General features: G+C 56.4%; 18 protein-coding genes. 2 read left to right on the forward strand and 16 right to left on the reverse strand.

Going from position 1 to position 21,037, the window contains the following annotated elements:
• Positions 1-644: 644 nt before the first annotated feature.
• The 3 genes from ACR3EP_RS12035 to ACR3EP_RS12045 all read right to left on the reverse strand — a co-directional run bounded on the left by ACR3EP_RS12035 (position 645) and on the right by ACR3EP_RS12045 (position 3,440).
• A complete protein-coding gene (locus ACR3EP_RS12035; RefSeq protein ID WP_480638005.1) occupies positions 645-866 on the reverse strand; it encodes a hypothetical protein in 222 nt (73 codons plus the stop codon).
• A 698-nt stretch (positions 867-1,564) separates the two neighbouring features.
• On the reverse strand, positions 1,565-2,599 hold the full coding sequence (locus tag ACR3EP_RS12040) for a fatty acid desaturase (RefSeq protein WP_480638006.1): 1,035 nt from the start codon (positions 2,597-2,599) through the stop codon (positions 1,565-1,567).
• Positions 2,600-2,858: 259 nt separating this feature from the next.
• Positions 2,859-3,440, reverse strand: a complete 582-nt coding sequence (locus ACR3EP_RS12045; RefSeq protein WP_170351684.1) for a YceI family protein — start codon at positions 3,438-3,440, stop codon at positions 2,859-2,861.
• 102 nt (positions 3,441-3,542) lie between these two features.
• Here ACR3EP_RS12045 and ACR3EP_RS12050 point away from each other — a divergent pair, with 102 nt between their 5' ends.
• On the forward strand, positions 3,543-3,980 hold the full coding sequence (locus tag ACR3EP_RS12050; protein WP_367648496.1) for a MarR family winged helix-turn-helix transcriptional regulator: 438 nt from the start codon (positions 3,543-3,545) through the stop codon (positions 3,978-3,980).
• Between the two features lie 28 nt (positions 3,981-4,008).
• Here the strand turns inward: ACR3EP_RS12050 and ACR3EP_RS12055 are convergent, their stop codons facing one another.
• The 10 genes from ACR3EP_RS12055 to rpsL form a co-directional block, all read right to left on the reverse strand.
• Positions 4,009-4,710 (reverse strand): hypothetical protein, encoded by a 702-nt coding sequence (locus tag ACR3EP_RS12055; RefSeq protein WP_480638009.1) that lies wholly within the window; start codon positions 4,708-4,710, stop codon positions 4,009-4,011.
• A 312-nt stretch (positions 4,711-5,022) separates the two neighbouring features.
• Positions 5,023-5,319: a 50S ribosomal protein L23 gene (locus ACR3EP_RS12060; protein ID WP_058272362.1), complete on the reverse strand. Its 297-nt coding sequence runs from the start codon at positions 5,317-5,319 to the stop codon at positions 5,023-5,025.
• The gene (rplD, locus tag ACR3EP_RS12065; protein WP_170362268.1) at positions 5,316-5,933 is read right to left on the reverse strand and encodes a 50S ribosomal protein L4; all 618 of its coding nucleotides are present in this window, start codon (positions 5,931-5,933) and stop codon (positions 5,316-5,318) included. The genes ACR3EP_RS12060 and rplD overlap by 4 nt, the downstream gene beginning before the upstream one ends.
• Complete coding sequence (gene rplC / locus ACR3EP_RS12070) at positions 5,930-6,655, reverse strand: 50S ribosomal protein L3 (RefSeq protein WP_170351686.1); 726 nt, start codon at positions 6,653-6,655, stop codon at positions 5,930-5,932. Before rplC ends, rplD begins: the two co-directional genes overlap by 4 nt.
• A gap of 18 nt (positions 6,656-6,673) precedes the next feature.
• Complete coding sequence (rpsJ, locus tag ACR3EP_RS12075; protein WP_008756422.1) at positions 6,674-6,988, reverse strand: 30S ribosomal protein S10; 315 nt, start codon at positions 6,986-6,988, stop codon at positions 6,674-6,676.
• Positions 6,989-7,982: 994 nt separating this feature from the next.
• Positions 7,983-9,236, reverse strand: coding sequence for a cation:proton antiporter domain-containing protein (locus ACR3EP_RS12080; protein ID WP_480638012.1), 1,254 nt, complete (start codon positions 9,234-9,236; stop codon positions 7,983-7,985).
• A 128-nt stretch (positions 9,237-9,364) separates the two neighbouring features.
• A complete protein-coding gene (tuf, locus tag ACR3EP_RS12085) occupies positions 9,365-10,540 on the reverse strand; it encodes an elongation factor Tu (RefSeq protein ID WP_170415189.1) in 1,176 nt (391 codons plus the stop codon).
• A 60-nt stretch (positions 10,541-10,600) separates the two neighbouring features.
• Positions 10,601-12,718, reverse strand: a complete 2,118-nt coding sequence (gene fusA / locus ACR3EP_RS12090) for an elongation factor G (protein WP_170350956.1) — start codon at positions 12,716-12,718, stop codon at positions 10,601-10,603.
• Between the two features lie 18 nt (positions 12,719-12,736).
• Positions 12,737-13,207 (reverse strand): 30S ribosomal protein S7, encoded by a 471-nt coding sequence (gene rpsG, locus ACR3EP_RS12095; RefSeq protein ID WP_058283017.1) that lies wholly within the window; start codon positions 13,205-13,207, stop codon positions 12,737-12,739.
• Positions 13,208-13,222: 15 nt separating this feature from the next.
• Positions 13,223-13,594 (reverse strand): 30S ribosomal protein S12, encoded by a 372-nt coding sequence (gene rpsL, locus ACR3EP_RS12100; RefSeq protein WP_005621086.1) that lies wholly within the window; start codon positions 13,592-13,594, stop codon positions 13,223-13,225.
• 396 nt (positions 13,595-13,990) lie between these two features.
• Here rpsL and ACR3EP_RS12105 point away from each other — a divergent pair, with 396 nt between their 5' ends.
• On the forward strand, positions 13,991-14,803 hold the full coding sequence (locus ACR3EP_RS12105) for a putative rhamnosyl transferase (protein ID WP_170506634.1): 813 nt from the start codon (positions 13,991-13,993) through the stop codon (positions 14,801-14,803).
• Here ACR3EP_RS12105 and ACR3EP_RS12110 read toward each other — a convergent pair.
• From ACR3EP_RS12110 to rpoC, 3 genes are all read right to left on the reverse strand, one after another.
• Positions 14,782-15,651 carry a DMT family transporter gene (locus ACR3EP_RS12110; protein ID WP_170398412.1) on the reverse strand — a complete coding sequence of 290 codons (870 nt, stop codon included), beginning with the start codon at positions 15,649-15,651 and terminating at the stop codon, positions 14,782-14,784. The two genes, ACR3EP_RS12105 and ACR3EP_RS12110, sit on opposite strands and share 22 nt — an antisense overlap.
• A 124-nt stretch (positions 15,652-15,775) precedes the next feature.
• The gene (locus tag ACR3EP_RS12115) at positions 15,776-16,555 is read right to left on the reverse strand and encodes a hypothetical protein (RefSeq protein ID WP_170350959.1); all 780 of its coding nucleotides are present in this window, start codon (positions 16,553-16,555) and stop codon (positions 15,776-15,778) included.
• A gap of 230 nt (positions 16,556-16,785) precedes the next feature.
• Positions 16,786-21,027, reverse strand: a complete 4,242-nt coding sequence (gene rpoC / locus ACR3EP_RS12120; protein WP_170350960.1) for a DNA-directed RNA polymerase subunit beta' — start codon at positions 21,025-21,027, stop codon at positions 16,786-16,788.
• Positions 21,028-21,037: the final 10 nt, after the last annotated feature.

A 21,037-nucleotide genomic window follows, 5' to 3' on the forward strand; every position in this document is an offset into this window, starting at 1 on the left:
GGGTGTCTATAGGGTGTGAGCCTATTTTCTTAGGCATGCTCGCGCTATCGAAATTGCCGCGCATAAGCCTTGCCGCGTGCACACCGGGAACGGCCTTACAAAACCTCATAGCCTCGGAACAATCTCTGCATAGTCTTGCATTGATCCAATCTCCAAGAAAATTGGTTCTGCGTCGATGCTCTTGCCGACAGGCCGGGCAACAATTCGATATTCTTTCTGATAGGAAAAAGCAAAATGCTTCATCATTTCGGGTGAACACGCCCATTGGGGCGCCATCTGAAGGGATCGAAATAGGTTACTGGTCCACAGTACACCTCCGACTGACCATACTTCCTTTTGAAGGCCTTTTTTACCTTACGCGAAAAGCCCTCGGCGTCACGAATGATGAGCGCTGCATTGGCCTCGAAATCGGTGGGCATCCGACGATCAAGATTAAGGCACGCTGAGAAAGGAAATAGTCCGGTACAACTACGGGCATCGAAATGGCACCACCTTCAATTGGAAGGTTTGCTCCTTGGTAGTTAATATGTGTCTTTCCCGAGAGAGCATCTTTGACAGCCGGAATCCTAAGAGTCTTCTGCGTTTCAAGGTCATGTATGGACTTTAGGTGACCTCCGCGAGCGTAGTAGCTTGCCGGGGCGAGCCTAACCGACCCTTTCGAAGCATTGGCTCCAAAACTCGCGGCGAGAAAACTTGACGATGCAGTTTTTCAGCCGCACCGGCATATCTCTGAACATCCCAACGCCCGGCGGTTCGCCGTGCTCAAAGTATTTCTGGATTTCAGCGTTTCCCATAGCAATGTAGTCGCCTTCAACACCGCCACGCGCATTGCATGCTTCAAGCATGTGAGTGAATGCCTCAGTCATGGACCCCGGCTTCCTTATCTCTTCGGGGTCCATACCAATTTTGCCCTCTTCAGTTAGAGTTGTCGTGTTCGCATACACATCAACGCTCCCGAAGCTCTTCATCTGAGCACAAAGAAGATACGGGTTCTTAAGATATTGCACACGCCACACCACGGCGCGGCAGCCCCCTTCTCGCGCTGAACCTGATCATACTCATCCAGTCGGCGGCGATACCACTCAAGCACATCCGCCGGATCTGGACCTTCAGGACTTGAAGAGACTAAGGCCCTTCCAAGAGTAACGCGCGCCATACCAACCTCGATCCTGCTAATTTAGATTTAGAAGAGCAAGGTGAACTCAACAAGCAGCCACCTAAAGTAGCTTCCACTAAATAGCTGGGCTTATTCGAGTTGTTGTCCGCCTTCAGACTCAAAGACGGAGCTAACGTAAACAGTGTCCCCCTCTTCCAGGATCACATATGCTTTCTCGACGTCTTTCCGCTTATTCTTCTAGGCGCGGAACAAGGCCGGAGCCCGCCGCGCCAGCGACTGCCCGTCCCGGCGGGCTGGCGCTGGGGACGTTTACGTCTCGCTAGGAATTCGGATGTATCTGGCACCATAAAGCACATTGATCAGGCGTAGCTGCGCCATCCCACGGGCAGTCGCTGGAGCTGCTCATCGCTCCGCACGGGTGGGTCCGATCAGTGATGGGCAATGCCTTCACCCATAAAGCGCGCGGGCCTCGGCGAAGGACAGCAAACGACGGCTCTTCTCATCCCACAGGTGCAGGCGCGCGTTGGCGAGGCTCTCTCGGATGGTCATCTGGTTGCTGTTGGCCAGCTCATCATGATCGCGCAGCACTTCGGTCAGGCGATAGAACGGAATGCGGCTGTAGAGGTGGTGCACGTGGTGGATGCCGATATTGGCGCTGAACCACTGCAATACGGATGGCAGGATGTAATGAGAGCTTCCGTGCAGGGCAGCCTCGTGCAGCTGCCAATCCTTATCGGGATCCCATTGCGTCTCTTCGAATTGGTGCTGGACGTAGAACAGCCAGACGCCGGCCGCCGCGGCAATCAGGGTCGAGGGCAGGAAAATCAGCAACATCGGCATCACGCCACCAAAATAGTAGATGCCTCCCAGCACGATCATAATGGCAAGATTTGTAACCATTGCACTGACCCAGAATTTCGGAATACCCGTCAGGCCAAGCGGCAGCCGGTTCTGAAACAGGAACAGATACCCGGGACCAAAGCCAAACAGGGTAATTGGGTGCCGATACACCCGATACCAAAAACGGTTCATCGACGTCATCGCACGGTATTCGGCCACCGTCAGCGTGTGGATGTCACCCATCCCCCGCTTGTCCAGATTGCCCGAAGAGTTGTGGTGCGTGGAATGCGTACGGCGCCAAACATCATAGGGCGTCAGAGTCAGCACTCCGATCACCCGCCCGACCCAGTCACTGACCGTTCGGTTCGTGAAGAAAGCCCCGTGCCCGCAATCGTGCTGAATGGCAAACAGGCGCAACAGGAATGCCGCGTTGAGGACTGAGACTGCAAAAGCAAGCCAATAGCTGACGGACAGGAACATCCACGACACTGCCCACAATGCGATGAATGGAATGATGCTGACGCCAAGCTCGAACCAACTGCGCAACTGGTTCGGTTCGCGATATTTGGCAAGCGTCGTCACCCAGTCACGCGCGGCGGTCACATCCGGCTTTGCCAAGGTCGATAGATTGGTTTCCGTCATGTGCCTGCCATATCTTTTTCTTTCAGCACACCGGATAGACGACCACACCGACATAGCAACCTGATTCTGGACCAATCGCGATGTTTGGCGTTCAATTTATGGTGCTGCCGCTCAAAAAAAGGCCTCCGAAGTCACGGGGGCCTTGTTCGATTGTCCGATGTCGGGTCAGATCTTGGCAAGTGAAATCGCCGATGGCGTCATCCGTTCCACGTACATATGTGTTTTTGACGCCAGCCCAACGGCTCGGTCGACCGTAATATTAGCCGTCCGCCTTCATCTCGGTTGCAATTATGATGCTGATCGGCCCGGTCGAGAAGGGCCCCACACCGAACTCCATGTGGTCAATCTCGCCCTCTGCCGTGAAGGCCACCCAATCGCCCGCGTAATATTCGATGGCGCTGCCCAGCGGGTGCTCGCCCTGATGGGTCAGAGTCGCCTTCAAGGTCACGGGTTTGGTCACGCCGTGGATGGTCAGGTCACCGGTCACATCCGCTGTGGTGTCTCCGGTCCGCGCGATCCCGGTGCTGACAAAGGTGATCTCGGGGTAGGTTTCGACCTCAAAGAAATCCGCCGACTTCAGGTGGTCGTCCAGCGGGCCAAAGCCCGACGACAGGCTGTTTGTGTCAATTGTCACGTTCAGGGTCGATGCCTCGACATCATCCGCGTTCAGGTCCAGCACGCCTTCGGCCTTGGTGAACTCGGCATGCTGGTTGGACACGCCTGCATGGCTCCAGCCAAAGCGCACCTCGGTATGCCCCTGGTCGGTTTTGTAAGTCTGCGCAAAGGCCGGGGTGACGGCGACAGCTACTGCAACGGCTGCGATCATAGATTTGAAAGTCATCGTTATGTTCCTTTCATCTGCAATGGGGCTGGTTTTTAGATGAATTTTCATCTAGTTGAATTTGCAGCCAACAGCAATAAGATTTGGAGCAAACACAAAGTTGTGAAGAACGATCTGCCAACCCCATTGGAAACAGACATCTGGGTGGCCATGAACCGGACAACCCGGCTTATCCAATCAGAAATCAGTGCAGCCTTGAAAGATGCGGGCCTGCCGCCTCTGAAATGGTATGACTTGCTATGGTCGCTTGAGCGGCACGGAGGAAGGCTGCGCCCTTTTGAACTTGCTCAAGACACCATTTTTGAGCAGTCGAACCTGTCTCATCTCAGCAGACGAATGGTTTCTGAGGGGCTAATCGAATTCGTATCTTATGCCGGAGACAGGCGCGGTAAAATGCTGCAGATTACAGACAAGGGCAAAGAGCTGCGTAAACGTATGTGGAAAATCTACGGACCGCTGCTGCATGAAAAGATGCGCGCACTTGGCGGTGCCGAGGGTTGGCAGGCGTTCCTTGCGTCCGCAGGACGTCAGGCGGATTGAACGAAACATCAAAGACCCAGATCGACGATCACCCCAATGACCGCCTGCGACACAGTGGTTCAGATTCAACCGCAATGCGCTGCTTTAGTTTGATATGGCCCAACACCTCGCGAAAAGCGCGGTGCCTGGGTTTCCCCTCAAGATAATCCGCCAGCTTGAGCAGGTTGATCGGATGCTTCACAATCAGCGCTTCGACCCTCTGCACTGCGTCATCCAACTCGTAATGGTCGATAAACTGACAGGCCACCTGGGTCGGCGTTAGCAGGCAAAAATCCTGCGGCCGTTTGTCGGTATAGCGGATGATATCGAAGGGCGACGCCCCAAGGGCGTGGAACTTGGGGATGTACACGCGCATATCAGCCTGCGGATGTTCTAGTACCGTGCCCGAGATCTGACAAAACCCCAGCGGCCCAAGCTTGCCGATAACATGTCTCCGCATCGCCGGAGAAACCATGTCAACATCCGCCCTGTCATATTTCAGATCATCGAATACGGACAAAAGCCCGAGATTTTCATCAGCGATCTGAAAGTATGGCTCGGCGCTGAAAGCCCGCATCTGCCCCAGTAACTGATTGCGTTTGGCTTCGGTTTGGGACCCTGAAACCGCGTCATCGGCAGGGTCCACTGACCCCATAAAAAGCCGCAGTAAGCGCTGGGTAACGAACCCCTGCTTGCGCGCAAAACGGTCCGAATTCACAGAGATTGATTTGTTTGCTCCACGTTTGTTCATTTGACCGTACCTATAATTTCCGAAGCATTCGGCGCATCAGTCAAAACGCTTGGGCGTACCACCCCATAGTCACCGCCCAATCAACAGAATGATCTTCAACCTTTTGCCCCGTTCACTACTGAAGATAACGCAGTCCGCTCCCCTGTCACGGGTTAGCGGCGAAAGAACGCCGGTAACAAAACGCTAACGGCTTGCCGTCAGACACCCGTTCCTGCCTTGGACATGGCAGCTTCCTGACCCAAACGTAAAAAGGCTCCGCCCACCATTCGGGGGCGAAGCCTGATCATGTTCTCACCGTTTGGTGTAACCGGATCAGAGACCGGTCGACACGTCGATGGTGTTACCCTCTTCCAGGGTTACATATGCTTTTTTCACGTCTTTCCGCTTGCCCAACTGGCCACGGAACCGCTTGACCTTGCCTTTGGTGATGGTGGTGTTCACCGCCTTCACCTTGACACCAAACAGCGATTCAACCGCTTCTTTGATCTGCGGTTTGTTGCTGTCGATCGCCACTTCAAAGACAATCGCGCCGTTCTCGGACGCCATGGTCGACTTTTCGGTGATGATCGGCTTGCGGATTACGTCGTAGTGTTCTGCCTTCGCGCTCATTTCAGACGAGCCTCCAGTGCTTCGACAGCCGCTTTGGTGAGCACCAGGGTGTCACGCTTGAGGATGTCATAAACGTTTGCACCCATCGACGGCAGGATATCCAGACCTTCGATGTTGCGCGACGCCTTCAGGAAACCTTCGTTCACGGTCGCGCCGTCGATGACCAGAGCGCGTTTCCAGCCCAGGTTTGCAACCTGTTTGGCCAGAGCGGCGGTCTTGCCTTCGGCTTCGGCGTTCTCGATCACAACCAGTTCACCTGCCTTGGCTTTGGCCGACAGAGCGTGGCGCAGGCCAAGCTTGCGGAACTTCTTCGGCAGGTCGTGGCCGTGCGAACGAGGGGTCGGGCCCTTGTAGATACCACCCTTGCGGAAGATCGGCGCGTTGCGGTCACCGTGACGAGCGCCACCGGTGCCCTTCTGGCGATAGATCTTCTTGGTCGAGTAGCTGGTTTCCGAGCGGGTCTTCACCTTGTGGGTGCCGGCCTGCGCGTTGTTGCGCTGCCAACGGACCACACGGTGCAGGATGTCCGCGCGCGGCTCCAGGCCGAACAGGTCTGCATCCAGCTCGATGTTGCCGGCTTTGCCGCCGTCCAGATTGATTACATCAAGTTTCATGCTTCACCACCTTCCGCGGGTGCTTCTTCCGCAGGTGCTTCGGTTGCAGCCGATTTAACAGCAGCCGGGAAAGGCAGGCCTTCCGGTGCTTTCTTCTTGACGGCGTCCTTGACGGTGACCCAGCCCGATTTCGGTCCGGGAACGGCGCCTTTGATGAAGACCAGACCACGGTCGGCGTCGGTTTTGACGACTTCCAGGTTCTGGGTGGTAACACGGGCAGCACCCATGTGACCGGCCATCTTCTTGCCTTTGAACACCTTGCCCGGGTCCTGACACTGACCGGTCGAACCGTGCGAACGGTGGCTGATCGAAACACCGTGCGAGGCGCGCAGACCACCGAAGTTGTGGCGCTTCATCGCACCGGCAAAGCCTTTACCGATCGAGGTACCCGAAACGTCAACCTTCTGACCTTCCAGGAAGTGTTCTGCCGAAATCTCAGCACCCACTTCAATCAGGCCATCTTCGGAGACGCGGAACTCGGCCAGCTTACGCTTGGGCTCAACCTTTGCAGCGGCATAGTGGCCGCGCATGGCTTTCGAGGTGCGTTTTGCTTTGGCAGCACCGGCGCCCAGCTGAACGGCGGTGTAGCCGTCTTTGTCAGCCGTACGCTGTGCAACGACCTGCAGGTTGTCCAGGTGAAGAACGGTCACAGGAATCTGCTTACCGTCTTCCATGAACAGGCGGGTCATGCCAACTTTTTTTGCGATAATACCAGAGCGCATAATCTATACCCTCCGATCTTACGACTGCAGCTTGATCTCGACGTCCACACCAGCAGCGAGGTCGAGCTTCATCAGCGCGTCAACGGTCTGGGGGGTCGGATCAACGATGTCGAGCAGACGCTTGTGCGTACGTATCTCGAACTGGTCGCGGGATTTCTTGTCAACGTGAGGGCCACGGAGAACCGTGAACTTCTCAATCTTGTTCGGCAGCGGGATCGGGCCGCGCACGTTCGCGCCGGTCCGCTTGGCAGTGTTGACGATCTCTTGCGTGCTGGCATCCAGAACGCGATAGTCAAATGCCTTCAGCCGAATACGGATGTTTTGGCTTTGCATATTAACAGCCTTTTATCAGGCGTTGAGGTTGAGAGGAGGACAGACGCGCATCGCCAACCCTCTTCGAACCCAAAAGGCGGGAATCACCCCGCCTTGATGTTCTTGATGAGAACCCGCGCGATCTACAGGGGTTGATGGGGTTTGGCAAGGGAAATGAGTCAGAACAATATCGGCGCCTTTGGCCAAACCTTAGTACTTTGATGCGAAGATTGGCAAAGCGCTTGAGTTCAGGATGATAACCCATCGGCACAGAAGCTTTCTGAACCTTTGGCTAGGTACTCATCCACCGATCGTTTTGCGTCGTTTTCCAGATGATCCGTAACATCCAAACACAGCGCAATACCAACGGTAATCTCGGCGACCTCTTGAAAAACTCGTCCATTTGATCCATCGGCGGCGGATTATAGATACGAGTCAGTACCATTACCAGCGGGTCAAGTGGATATCGAGCGCGTAGCCCACACCACTCGTAAGTATTGGAATCCCTTTCTGCGGTGCAGCCAATTGCGTACTGTTTCGCGAAGATTTGGGGTCAGATACAACAACCTGAAACCATCTTGCCCGCTAGAATGCACAGTGTAGCCCGGCAACCTCAGGTGATTAGGTACTGGCTCAGGGTATGGGTACCTCCACCGGGCCTGTTGGCGACCAAGCGAATCGGACCCCGGGTTTAATTGCTTAATGTGAATGACAGTATTGTCCAGAAGTGGATTTCCTTCAACATTTCGTTCAACCAATCAAGCCTATTGATCGGAAGAAATTTCGCGTCAGAGTCCCGCCCCGAAAAGTCCTCACCTGCATAGAATGTGCGTGTATTCAACTGAACGACAATTTCTTCTTCTGCATGCAGCGCTGAAACACTTGCCAATCCAAAGCCGAGAAATGTGAGAATCTTCAAAAACATAGTCTATGCACCCTCAAGATTGTGCGCGCGAACCATCCACAATCTTTGAGAGAATTTCAACAGCCATAAAGTTCCAAAACTTCGTCCCTGCTATTGGTCCCTAACTCTCCGACGGTTGAGCCTGTGCGTACCGGGCGCAACAACCCGTTCGTAAATCAAAAACAGCAACGGCGTCAGCACCATCGAAAGCGCAACGACAATGATCAGCGTATTTGCCAGATCGGCACTCAGCACATGGGTTGCGACCGAGAAGGACAGCAGCACAAAGCCGAACTCACCGGCCTGCGCCATTCCCAACGCGAATAGCCAATTACTTGCACCAGTCACACCAAACAATCGGCCAAGCGCAAAAAGCACCACGGCCTTGATGGCCATCACGCCAAGGGTCAGCGAGACAACCAGCCCCATGTTATCGACCATCAATCGGAAATTCACCGAGGCTCCGACGCTGACAAAAAACAACCCCAGAAACAGCCCTTTGAACGGAGTGATCTCTTTTTCCAGCGCATTGCGATATTCGCTGTTGGCCAAAACCACCCCGGCGATGAACGCCCCCAATGCCGGTGTCAGTCCCACGGCCATCATCAACACGGCCACACCGACCACAAGGGTCAGGGCCATGGCCGTGAACAGTTCAGGCAGATTAGCAGACTCAACATATCGGAACACTGGCCCGGTCAGATAAGCACCGCCAACAATCACCAGAATGATCGAGCCAAGCGTGACAAGGGCCCTGAGCCAGCCCGGCATGCCTTGCACAAGATTCAGTGAAAGTCCGGTGTTTGTCGTGGGCCCGTGACTGACGGACCCGCCCCCTATCGCGGCAAGCTCTGGCAGAGCCAGTAGCGGCAGAAGCGCCAGAATTGGGATCACCACAATGTCCTGCATCAACAGAACCGAAAAGCTGGATTGCCCTCCGGCTCCCATCAGCAGCCCTTTTTCATGCAGTGTTTGCAACACTATAGCCGTGGACGACAGTGAAAATATCAACCCGATGGTCAAGGCCGACTGCCACGGCTGCCCAAGCGCCATCGCCAACCCCATTACGGCAAGAGAGGTACAAACCAGTTGCAAACCGCCCAACCCCAAAAGCCTTTTGCGCAAATCCCAAAGCTTTTTGGGCGCCAGTTCCAGACCAATCAGAAACAGCATCATGACAACGCCAAATTCGGCAAACCGCTCAAGACTGCCGACATCAACACTCAGCGCCGACAAGACAGGGCCAAGCAGCATTCCGGCAATCAGGAAACCCAGAACCGACCCAAGGCCAAGCCATACGGCGACCGGAACAATAGCAATGCCCGTCCCGAGAAGAATGAAAGATAGAAAAAGATAGTTTTCCATATAGGTTCAAATATTGCTTGTGCAGCTATCTTACACAAGCAGCACAATTTTGCGTGCCTTGGAACCGGTATCCAAGCAAAAAGGGCGCCCTAAGGGGCGCCCTTTCTTTGAGTATTGGCTTAAGCGCCTTACTCGATGATTTTCGACACAACGCCGGCGCCGACGGTGCGGCCGCCTTCGCGGATGGCGAAACGCAGGCCGTCTTCCATCGCGATCGGGGCGATCAGTTCGACGGTGAAGCCGACGTTGTCGCCGGGCATGACCATCTCGGTGCCTTCGGCCAGGGTCACGGTGCCGGTCACGTCCGTTGTACGGAAGTAGAACTGCGGACGGTAGTTCGCGAAGAACGGGGTGTGACGACCGCCTTCTTCCTTGGTCAGGATATAGGCTTCGGCTTCGAACTTGGTGTGCGGTGTAACCGAACCCGGCTTACACAGAACCTGACCACGCTCAACGCCGTCACGGTCGATACCGCGCAGCAGGGCGCCGATGTTGTCGCCTGCTTCACCGCGGTCCAGCAGCTTGCGGAACATTTCAACGCCGGTGCAGGTGGTTTTCTGAGTGTCGCGGATGCCGACGATTTCGATCTCGTCGCCAACATTAATCACGCCACGCTCAACACGACCGGTCACAACGGTACCGCGGCCCGAGATCGAGAACACGTCTTCGACCGGCATCAGGAACGGCTTGTCAACTTCACGCTCAGGGGTGTCGATGTAGTCATCAACAGCCGCCATCAGTTCCTTGATCTTCTCTTCGCCGATTTCCGGGTTGTTGCCTTCCATCGCGGCCAGAGCCGAACCTGCGATGATCGGAATATCGTCGCCAGGGTATTCGTAGCTGGACAGCAGTTCGCGAACTTCCATCTCAACCAGTTCCAGCAGCTCTTCGTCGTCAACCTGGTCAACTTTGTTCATGAACACGACCATCTTCGGGATGCCAACCTGGCGGCCCAGCAGGATGTGCTCGCGGGTCTGCGGCATCGGGCCGTCAGCAGCGTTCACAACTAGGATCGCGCCGTCCATCTGAGCGGCACCGGTGATCATGTTCTTGACGTAGTCGGCGTGGCCGGGGCAGTCGACGTGTGCATAGTGGCGGTTGTCGGTCTCGTATTCCACGTGGGCGGTCGAGATGGTGATGCCACGAGCCTTCTCTTCAGGCGCGCCGTCGATTTGGTCATACGCTTTGAAGTCACCGAAATACTTGGTGATTGCTGCGGTCAGCGTGGTTTTACCGTGGTCAACGTGCCCAATCGTGCCGATGTTGACGTGCGGTTTTGTACGCTCAAACTTTTCCTTTGCCATGATGGCCTCCTTTTTCGGTAATGAAGGGAGCGCGTTAGCCGCGCTCCCTCAAATCTTCGCTTATGCGTATTTCGCCTGAATCTCGTCCGAGATGTTCTGCGGAACCGGATCGTAGTGGTCGAACTGCATGGTGAACTGGGCACGACCCGACGACATCGAACGCAGAGTGTTGATGTAGCCGAACATGTTGGCCAGCGGAACAAACGCATCGATGGCGATCGCGTTGCCGCGCGGCTCTTGTCCAGACACCTGGCCCCGACGCGAAGTCAGGTCGCCGATGATACCGCCGGTGTATTCTTCCGGGGTGATCACTTCGACTTTCATGATCGGTTCCAGCAGCTTCGCGCCAGCTTTGCGCATGCCTTCACGCATACACATCCGCGATGCGATTTCGAACGCCAGTACGCTCGAGTCAACGTCGTGGAACTTACCGTCCAGCAGAGCAACCTTGAAGTCGATCACGGGGAAGCCAGCCAGCGGGCCGCTATCCATGACCGAGTTGATGCCTTTTTCAACACCAGGGATGTATTCCTTCGGAACGGCACCACCAACGATGCGGCTTTCGAAGGAATAACCTTCGCCCGGCTCGGTCGGCTGAATCTCCAGCTTGACTTCCGCGAACTGACCCGAACCACCAGACTGTTTCTTGTGGGTGTAGGTGTGTTCGACCGGCATCGAGATGGTCTCACGGTAGGCCACCTGCGGCGCACCAATGTTCGCCTCGACCTTGAATTCGCGCTTCAGACGGTCCACCAGGATGTCCAGGTGAAGTTCGCCCATGCCCTTCATGATGGTCTGACCCGATTCCAGGTCGGTTTCCACACGGAAGGACGGGTCTTCGGCGGCCAGACGGGCCAGACCCTGGGACATCTTCTCTTGGTCGCCCTTGGTTTTGGGCTCAACCGCGATCTCGATCACCGGATCGGGGAAGGTCATGGTTTCCAGAACCACCGGATCCTTCGCGTCACACAGGGTGTCACCGGTGGTGGTGTCTTTCAGACCCGCCAGCGCGATGATGTCGCCTGCAAACGCTTCTTCGATCTCTTCCCGGTTGTTCGAGTGCATCATCATCATACGACCGATGCGCTCTTTCTTACCTTTGGTCGAGTTCAGGATCGAGTCACCCTTGTTCATGGTGCCCGAGTAGATCCGAGTGAAGGTCAGCGAGCCAACGAAGGGGTCGTTCATGATTTTGAATGCCAGGCCCGAGAAGGCCATGTCATCGTCTGCACGACGGGCGATGTCACGAACTTCTTCCTCGTCGCCGGGCTTGAAGCCCATGTAATCAACAACGTCCAGCGGGCTAGGCAGATAGTCGATCACAGCGTTGAGCAGCGGCTGAACGCCTTTGTTCTTGAACGCCGAACCACCCAGAACCGGAACGAACGCGATTTCCAGAGTACCTTTGCGCAGCAGGGCGCGCAGGGTCGGAACGTCGGGCTCATTGCCTTCCAGGTATTCCATCATCGCGTCGTCGTCCATTTCGACGGCCGCTTCGATCATCTTGCCGCGCCATTCGTCAGCCATGTCTTTCAGGCTGTCGCGGATCGGAGCTTTGATCCAGCTTGCGCCCAGATCTTCGCCCTGCCACAGCCACTCTTCCATGGTGACCAGGTCGATCAGGCCTTCCAGCTCGGACTCGGCGCCGATCGGAATACCAACCGGAACAGCACGTGCGCCGGTGCGGTCTTCGATCATGTTGACGCAGTTGAAGAAGTCAGCGCCGATCTTGTCCATCTTGTTGACGAAAACCATACGCGGAACCTTGTAGCGGTCAGCCTGACGCCACACGGTTTCGGTCTGGGGTTCAACACCGGCGTTTGCGTCCAGAACGCAGACGGCACCGTCGAGAACTGCCAGCGAACGTTCAACTTCGATGGTGAAGTCAACGTGGCCGGGAGTGTCGATGATGTTCAGGCGGTGCTTAGGCGTTTCTGCGGTCTGACCGTCCTCGGTGCGTTCCCAGAAAGTGGTGGTCGCAGCCGAAGTGATGGTGATGCCGCGTTCCTGCTCCTGCTCCATCCAGTCCATGGTGGCTGCACCATCGTGCACCTCACCGATGTTGTGGGATTTACCAGTGTAATACAGGATACGCTCCGAGCAGGTGGTCTTACCTGCGTCGATGTGCGCCATGATACCGAAGTTACGGTACAGTTCGAGCGGATATTCGCGTGCCATTGGTCTAAGCCTCTTGGATTACCAACGATAATGGCTGAAGGCTTTGTTCGCCTCGGCCATCTTGTGGGTGTCTTCACGCTTTTTCACGGCAGTACCGCGGGACTGTACAGCGTCCAGCAGTTCACCGGCAAGGCGTTCTTCCATGGTGTTTTCGTTGCGGGCGCGTGCAGCCGAGATCAGCCAGCGGATGGCCAGGGCTTCGCGGCGCTCGGGGCGCACTTCAACCGGAACCTGGTAGGTTGCACCACCAACCCGGCGCGAGCGAACCTCGACCGACGGTTTGATGTTGTCGAGCGCTTCGTGGAACACTTCGACCGGTGCGCGCTTGATCTTGCCTTCAACGCGATCAAACGCGTTGTAGACGATGCGCTCTGCGACCGACTTCTTGCCGTCGATCATCAGGTTGTTCATGAATTTGGTCAGTACCTTGTCGCCAAATTTGGCGTCAGGCAGGACTTCGCGTTTTTCGGCGGCGTGACGACGTGACATATCAGCCTCTCCTTCTTACTTGGGACGCTTCGCGCCGTATTTCGAACGACGCTGCTTACGGTCTTTGACGCCCTGAGTATCCAGAACACCGCGCAGGATGTGGTAACGCACACCGGGAAGGTCTTTTACACGGCCGCCACGGATCAGAACAACCGAGTGTTCCTGCAGGTTGTGGCTTTCACCGGGGATGTACGAGATGACCTCGAACCCGTTGGTCAGGCGCACCTTGGCAACCTTACGCATAGCCGAGTTCGGCTTTTTAGGTGTGGTGGTGTACACGCGGGTGCAGACGCCGCGTTTCTGCGGGCACTGCTCCAGGTGCATGGACTTCGAGCGTTTTACTTTGGGCTGCCGCGGTTTGCGGATCAGCTGTTGAATAGTTGGCATTCCGGTTTCTTCCCCGTTTTGCAACACACATGACATGCACGCGCGTTGCGTGCGGTTAAACTTGCTGCACTTATGCGTCCACAAGCGCAAAACCCGCGAGCGTTCCCATTCCGAGGTGAACGTCGCGGTTGGTTATCAGAGGGCGCGAACTGCAAAATTGTTCAGGCCTTGACCAGTCCATTACTGAAATCGGTTATGGGGCGGCCCCCGGTACCGAGATAGCGCGCGTAATAGGGGGAGTCGGAGCAAGTGTCAACAGTGCACCCGTATGGGTGTCTCACCGGCCTGTTTATGCGGGAATATCAGGCCCCTTCCGGAATTTCCAGCACCGCAGCCGTTGCGACACCCTTTTCGGGCAGGCATAGTCTGTGCAACACGCTGCCCCACGGATCAAATATGCAAATCATCGGCCTGTGCCGCTTTTCCTATCCTGCCTATGGCGGCTTTCAGGTCGAACATGAAACGATCGAAGAACGTCGGCGGTACCTTTACAACCCCGCCCGCCTAGAAGAACGCTTTCGCCTGTTCGAAACCACTACACTGCCCTGCATTCGAGAACAGACCAACGAGGATTTTCAGTTTCTCATCGTGATCGGTGATTGCTTTCCCAAACCCGCTCTGGATCGATTGCGCGATCTAACCGCCGGCATGCCACAGGTTCAGATCATCGCCCGCGCTCCGGGTCGACATCGCAAGGTGATGAAAGAGATTCTGAATGCCGCCCGCAACGACCCCAGCGACCCTTGCGTTCAATTCCGCCATGACGACGATGATGCCGTGTCAGTGGATTTTGTCGAACGTCTGCGCCTTGCCGTCGACGAGAGTAAAGGTCTGATGGAGAACAACCGAACGGTCGCCATCGACTATAACAAGGGCTTTCTGGCCGAATTCGGGACAGATGGCATTCAGGCTGCCCAGGTTATGCGCCCCCTGTTGGGGATAGGCTTTGCGATGCATGTGCGTGGAAATTGCGAGCAGACAATTATGAATTTCGCCCATCACCGGATCGGGAATTTCATGCCGGTCATCAGTTATCCTGACGCGCCGATGTGGGTGCGCACGCTCAACCAGTTTAACGATTCACGCAATGCGCGTGACACTAAGACTGAGCTGTTGCCTCTGACACCCGAACAAGAAGGTGAATTCATCGCCCGCTTTGCGATAGATCAGAACCTTGTGCGCCAAGTTCACTCGGCGGGCTGCGTCTGACGTTCGCGGAATAATGTGAACAGCCCTGCGCCAACGACCAGCGTTGCCCCGAACATGGTAATCGTGTCCGGCCATTCCCCGAAAATGAGCCACCCCAGCCCCAGAGCCCAGATCAGGCTGGAGTATCGGAAGGGCGCGACGAACCCGACCTCGCCTACGCGCATGACCATGACGCTGAAAAGATAGCCCCCAAGTACGAACACCGCTGCCGATGCCACCATCAAACCAGCACCGACCGGTACCGGTTCCCAACCTGTTGCCACCGTGGCAATCCCCGCCGACACGGTAATCGTCAGGGACGTCGCCAAGGTAACCGCCAGCGAGGGCACATGCACTGACATCCGCCGCGTAATCAAATCCCGCGCCGTGACCGAGGCCACCGCAATCAAGGCATAGATCGCGTATATGCTGAATCCCTCGGGGCCGGGCCGCACAATCAACAGCATCCCGGCAAAGCCCAACACAATCGCCAGAACTCGTCGCCACCCGATCTGTTCGCGGAAAAACAGCACTGCGCCCAGCGTGACCGTCAGCGGCAGAGCCTGCAGCACTGCGGTCACGTTGGCCAGCGGCATATGCAGCAACGCGGTCAGAAAAAAGAACGTGGCCGACAGCTCGGCCAGACACCGGATCACCACCAGCCATTTGTCGTGACGCGGGAAATTCAGATGCATCGCCCCCAGATGACGCGCCAGCAGAAACACCAAAACCGTCGCCAAAAATCCGCGCATTGCTACCATCTGAAACAACGGCACTTCGGCGCCTGCCGCCTTGATCAGAGCATCATTGATGGTAAAGGCGGCCATGCTGCCCATCATCAGCAGCGCGCCTTTCACGTTTGGAGTCATGGTTAAAGAATCCGGTCGAAAGTCGATTGCTGCATTGGCTCAATCGATCGACTTATTGTCAACGCAACTTAGTGGGCGAACAGGAAAATTACATCTCAATTTGCCGGACACAATCTAATCGTCATCAAAATCCAAAGACGCGCCCGCCGCCGATACCTTCGACGGTCACCCCGGCACTTAGGTTATGCGTCGCGATCAGCCCTCCGGACATGTTTAAAACCCCAAGCCGGTTGCCGTTTTGAAGTGCAACGTAAAGCTCACGGCGTTCAGCGTTGATCCCGAGGCCAAAGCGCTCAATCTGCAATGCCGCACCAACCGAGGGGTTGGTTGGGCGAATGACCCTTTTGGTGGTGCCGTTCAGATCAATCTCGGCAATCAGACGATTCCGAATAAACAACACGTAAAGGGTGCCGGTATTTTTGTCGAAGGCCAGCCCGCCTATCGGTCCTTGCGGTTGCGCAAGCCTGATATGGCGCACGAACTGCCCGTCGCGCGTCAATTCTGAAATCATCAGACCGTTTGGATGATCCAGGAAAAGATGGCCGTCTGCACCCCGAATAGCGAGCCCGCATTCCTTGATCGGGAAGTCGTCAGGAGTAACCCCTCCGCAACCGGCCGGTACGCGCTGCGCCGAAAAGGTGCGTAGAACGCGGCCATTTCGATCAAGTTCCTGCAACTGTGTACCGGGGAGATTGCGCAGGAAAATCCGTCGCCGCGGCTGGTCATAGGCAAGACCCACTATCGAAGCGGAAACTGGAATAAGCCGCGTGGTGCCATCGGGAATTTTTACTTCCCGAGACGGCTGCCCCTGCGGCATCCCGACATAGGCGTAATCACTGCATGCCGCCAGCAGGCCAATCCCCAAAACCGATAATGCACGAGACAATTTCAATACAGCTCTCATAATTCAAATCTCCGGTGGATTTGTGCGCGAGACGTAAAAAACCATACCATGAAAAGGGTTTTTCTAGAATAAAACTGCTCATATTAATTTGCGCCGAACCGAGCCGCACAGTCTGCGACCCATCCCTTGCCATTGTCAGCGCTTCAATCTAGGCAAAGGGCACAGGCGGCCACCCAAAGAAAAAGGCCCCGCGAAATCGCGGGGCCTGATCTTTGGATTATCGTAGTCGCTTACTCGCGGCTTTCCGGGGTTTCCACCAGAACGTCCAGCTCGTCTCCAACCATGTCGTCTTCGACAATAGGGGCAGCCAAGGCAGCGGCCGCTTCGGCCTCTTCCCGGCGGGCTTCGATCACGACGTTGTCGCGCGACTGGGCAACCTGACGCACAGCCTGGGTTGCACCACCTGTACCGGCAGGGATCAGGCGACCGACGATGACGTTCTCTTTCAGGCCAACCAGCTTGTCCTTTTTGCCCTGTACTGACGCTTCGGTCAGCACGCGGGTGGTTTCCTGGAACGACGCCGCCGAGATGAACGAACGCGTCTGCAGCGAGGCTTTGGTGATCCCCAAGAGGATCGGTTCGCCCTGAGCCGGACGGCCACCGCGCGAGAGGGTCTTCTCGTTGGCTGCGTCAAACTCCTGCTTGTCGACATGTTCGCCTTTCAACAGGGTGGTGTCGCCTGAATCCAGGATCTCCCACTTCTGCAGCATCTGGCGCACGATGACCTCGATGTGCTTGTCGTTGATCTTCACGCCCTGCAGACGATAGACGTCCTGCACCTCGTCGATCATGTAATCCGCCAGCGCTTCGACACCCATGATGGATAGGATGTCATGCGGGGCCGGGTTACCATCCATCAGGTATTCACCCTTTTGGATAAAGTCACCTTCCGCGACCGGGATATGTTTGCCCTTGGGAACCATATACTCGATCGTTTCCATCGACTCATCCGCCGGTTCGATGCTGATGCGGCGCTTGTTTTTGTAGTCGCGGCCAAAGCGCACGTAACCATCGGCTTCTGCGATGATCGCGTGATCTTTCGGACGTCGGGCTTCGAACAGTTCGGCCACACGCGGCAGACCACCGGTGATGTCCTTGGTCTTGGCACCTTCGCGCGGGATACGCGCGACAACGTCACCGGCTTCGATCTGCTGGCCATCTTCGACCGACAGGATCGCATCCACCGACATCGGATAGTGAACCGGGTTGCCCGCATCGTTGCGGACCGGCTCGCCATCTTCACCGACCAGAATGATCTCGGGCTTCAGATCGCTGCCTTTGGGGGCCGCACGCCAGTCGATCACGATCTTCTGAGTCATGCCGGTTGCGTCGTCGGTCTCATCGCGGACAGCGATGCCCGAAACGAGGTCAACGTATTTCGCAGTACCGGCTTTCTCGGCGATGATCGGCAGGGTGTAGGGATCCCACTCGAACAACTTGTCGCCACGGGCCACTTTGGTGCCATCCTTGACGAACAGCTTGGAACCGTAGCCCAGCTTGTGGCTGGCACGCTCTTCGCCGTGTTCGTCCTTGATCACCAACTTCATGTTCCGGCCCATGACCAGACTTTCGCCTGCGGCATTGACCAGAATCTGCGGGTTCTCGAAGGAAACGACACCGTCCTGGCTGGCTTCTTGGAACGACTGCTGACCACCTTGCGCAACACCTCCAATGTGGAAGGTCCGCATCGTCAGCTGTGTACCGGGCTCACCGATGGACTGGGCGGCGATGATGCCGACAGCCTCACCCGTGTTCACCATGGTACCGCGCGCAAGGTCACGACCGTAGCAGGTCGCACAGACGCCTTCCTCAGACTCACAGGTCAGAGGCGAGCGGATGCGCATGGACGCAACACCGGCTTCGTCAATGGTGTCGGCCATACGTTCGTCGATCAACTGACCAGCGGCCACGATCACCTCATCCGTACCCGGACGCAGAACGTCATCGGCAGAGACTCGGCCCAGCACACGTTCGGCCAGCGAGGCAACAACCTCACCGTCGTTCACCGCAGCTTCGGCGGTGATCGCGCGCTCAGTGCCACAGTCGATCTCACGAACGATGCAATCCTGCGCCACGTCTACCAGACGACGGGTCAGATAACCTGAGTTCGCCGTCTTCAGAGCGGTATCCGACAGACCCTTACGGGCGCCGTGGGTCGAGTTGAAGTATTCAAGAACGGTCAGGCCTTCCTTGAAGTTCGAGATGATCGGCGTCTCGATGATGTCACCGTTCGGTTTGGCCATCAGGCCGCGCATACCGCCCAGCTGTTTCATCTGAGTGACCGAGCCACGCGCACCGGAGTGGGCCATCATGTAGACTGAGTTCGGTTCCTGCTCGGATCCGTCCTCTGCCCGATCCGAGGATGAGATCGTGCTCATCATCGCTTCGGTCACGCGGTCGTTACACTTCGACCAGGCATCGACAACCTTGTTGTACTTTTCGCCCTGAGTGATCAGGCCATCCATGTACTGCTGTTCAAAGTCCTTCACCTGACCGCGGGTGTCATCAACGATGCCCCATTTGTCATCCGGAATAACCATGTCGTCCTTGCCGAACGAGATGCCCGCCTTGAACGCTTCTTTGAAGCCCATCGACATGATCTGGTCACAGAAGATAACCGACTCTTTCTGACCGCAGTAGCGATAGACGGTGTCGATGACCTGCTGCACTTCTTTCTTCCGCAGCAGGCGGTTTACCAGTTCGAACGGCGCTTTGTTGTTCATCGGCAGCAAGGCACCCAGACGCAGACGGCCCGGAGTGGTCTCGTAACGCTTCTGAACTTCGTTGCCTTCGTCGTCGATCTGCGTGATCCGCGCGGTGATTTTGGAGTGCAGATGCACCTCACCCGCGTCCAGCGCGTGCTGGACTTCTTCGATCGAACCAAAGACTTTGCCTTCGCCCGGCATGCCTTCGCGTTCCAGGGTCACATAGTACAGACCCAGGATCATATCCTGCGACGGAACGATGATCGGCGCACCGTTTGCAGGCGACAGAACGTTGTTCGTCGACATCATCAGAACACGCGCTTCCAGCTGTGCCTCAAGGCTCAGCGGGACGTGAACCGCCATCTGGTCACCGTCGAAGTCGGCGTTAAAGGCCGAACAGACCAGCGGGTGCAGCTGGATGGCTTTACCTTCGATCAGGACCGGCTCGAACGCCTGAATGCCAAGACGGTGCAGCGTCGGCGCACGGTTCAGCATGACAGGGTGTTCGCGGATCACCTCGTCGAGGATATCCCACACTTCGGGACGTTCTTTCTCGACCAGTTTCTTCGCCTGCTTAACAGTCGAAGACAGACCCTTGGCTTCAAGGCGCGAATAGATGAACGGCTTGAACAGTTCCAGCGCCATCTTCTTGGGCAGACCACACTGGTGCAGCTTCAGCTCGGGACCGGTCACAATGACCGAACGGCCCGAGAAGTCGACGCGCTTACCCAGAAGGTTCTGACGGAAGCGGCCCTGCTTACCTTTCAGCATGTCTGACAGCGATTTCAGCGGACGCTTGTTGGCACCGGTGATCACGCGGCCACGACGGCCGTTGTCGAACAGAGCGTCAACGGATTCCTGCAGCATCCGCTTTTCGTTGCGGACGATGATGTCAGGCGCGCGCAGCTCAATCAGACGCTTCAGACGGTTGTTCCGGTTGATGACGCGGCGATACAGATCGTTCAGATCCGACGTCGCGAAACGGCCACCATCCAGCGGAACCAGCGGGCGCAGTTCCGGCGGAATAACCGGGATCACGGTCATCACCATCCACTCAGGCCGGTTGCCCGACTCGAGGAAGGATTCGACAACCTTCAGACGCTTGATGATCTTCTTGGGCTTCAGTTCGCCGGTTGCTTCGGCCAGATCAGCGCGCAGCTGCTCGGCTTCGGCTTCCAGGTCGATCTGGGCCAGCATCTCTCGAATGGCTTCAGCACCGATGTTCGCGGTGAACGCGTCCATGCCATAAGCATCCTGCGCATCCATGTACTCTTCCTCGGTCAGCATCTGGCCGTAGGTCAGGTCGGTCAGACCGGGCTCGATGACGACATAGTTTTCAAAGTACAGAACGCGTTCCAGATCGCGCAGCGTCATGTCCAGCATCAGACCGATGCGGGACGGCAGCGATTTCAGGAACCAGATATGTGCGACGGGCGCGGCCAGTTCGATGTGGCCCATACGCTCGCGGCGGACTTTCTGCAGGGTGACTTCCACACCGCATTTCTCGCAGACAACGCCGCGATACTTCATCCGCTTATATTTGCCGCACAGACATTCGTAATCTTTGATCGGGCCAAAGATACGCGCGCAGAACAGGCCGTCACGTTCAGGCTTGAACGTCCGGTAGTTGATGGTTTCGGGTTTCTTGATCTCACCATAGGACCAAGACAGGATCCGTTCAGGGCTGGCCAGCGAGACCTTGATCTCGTCGAAAACCTTCGGCGGCGTCAGCGGGTTGAACGGGTTGTTGGTGATTTCCTGGTTCATTTTGATACCT

The organism is Ruegeria sp. BB10 (assembly GCF_056535725.1).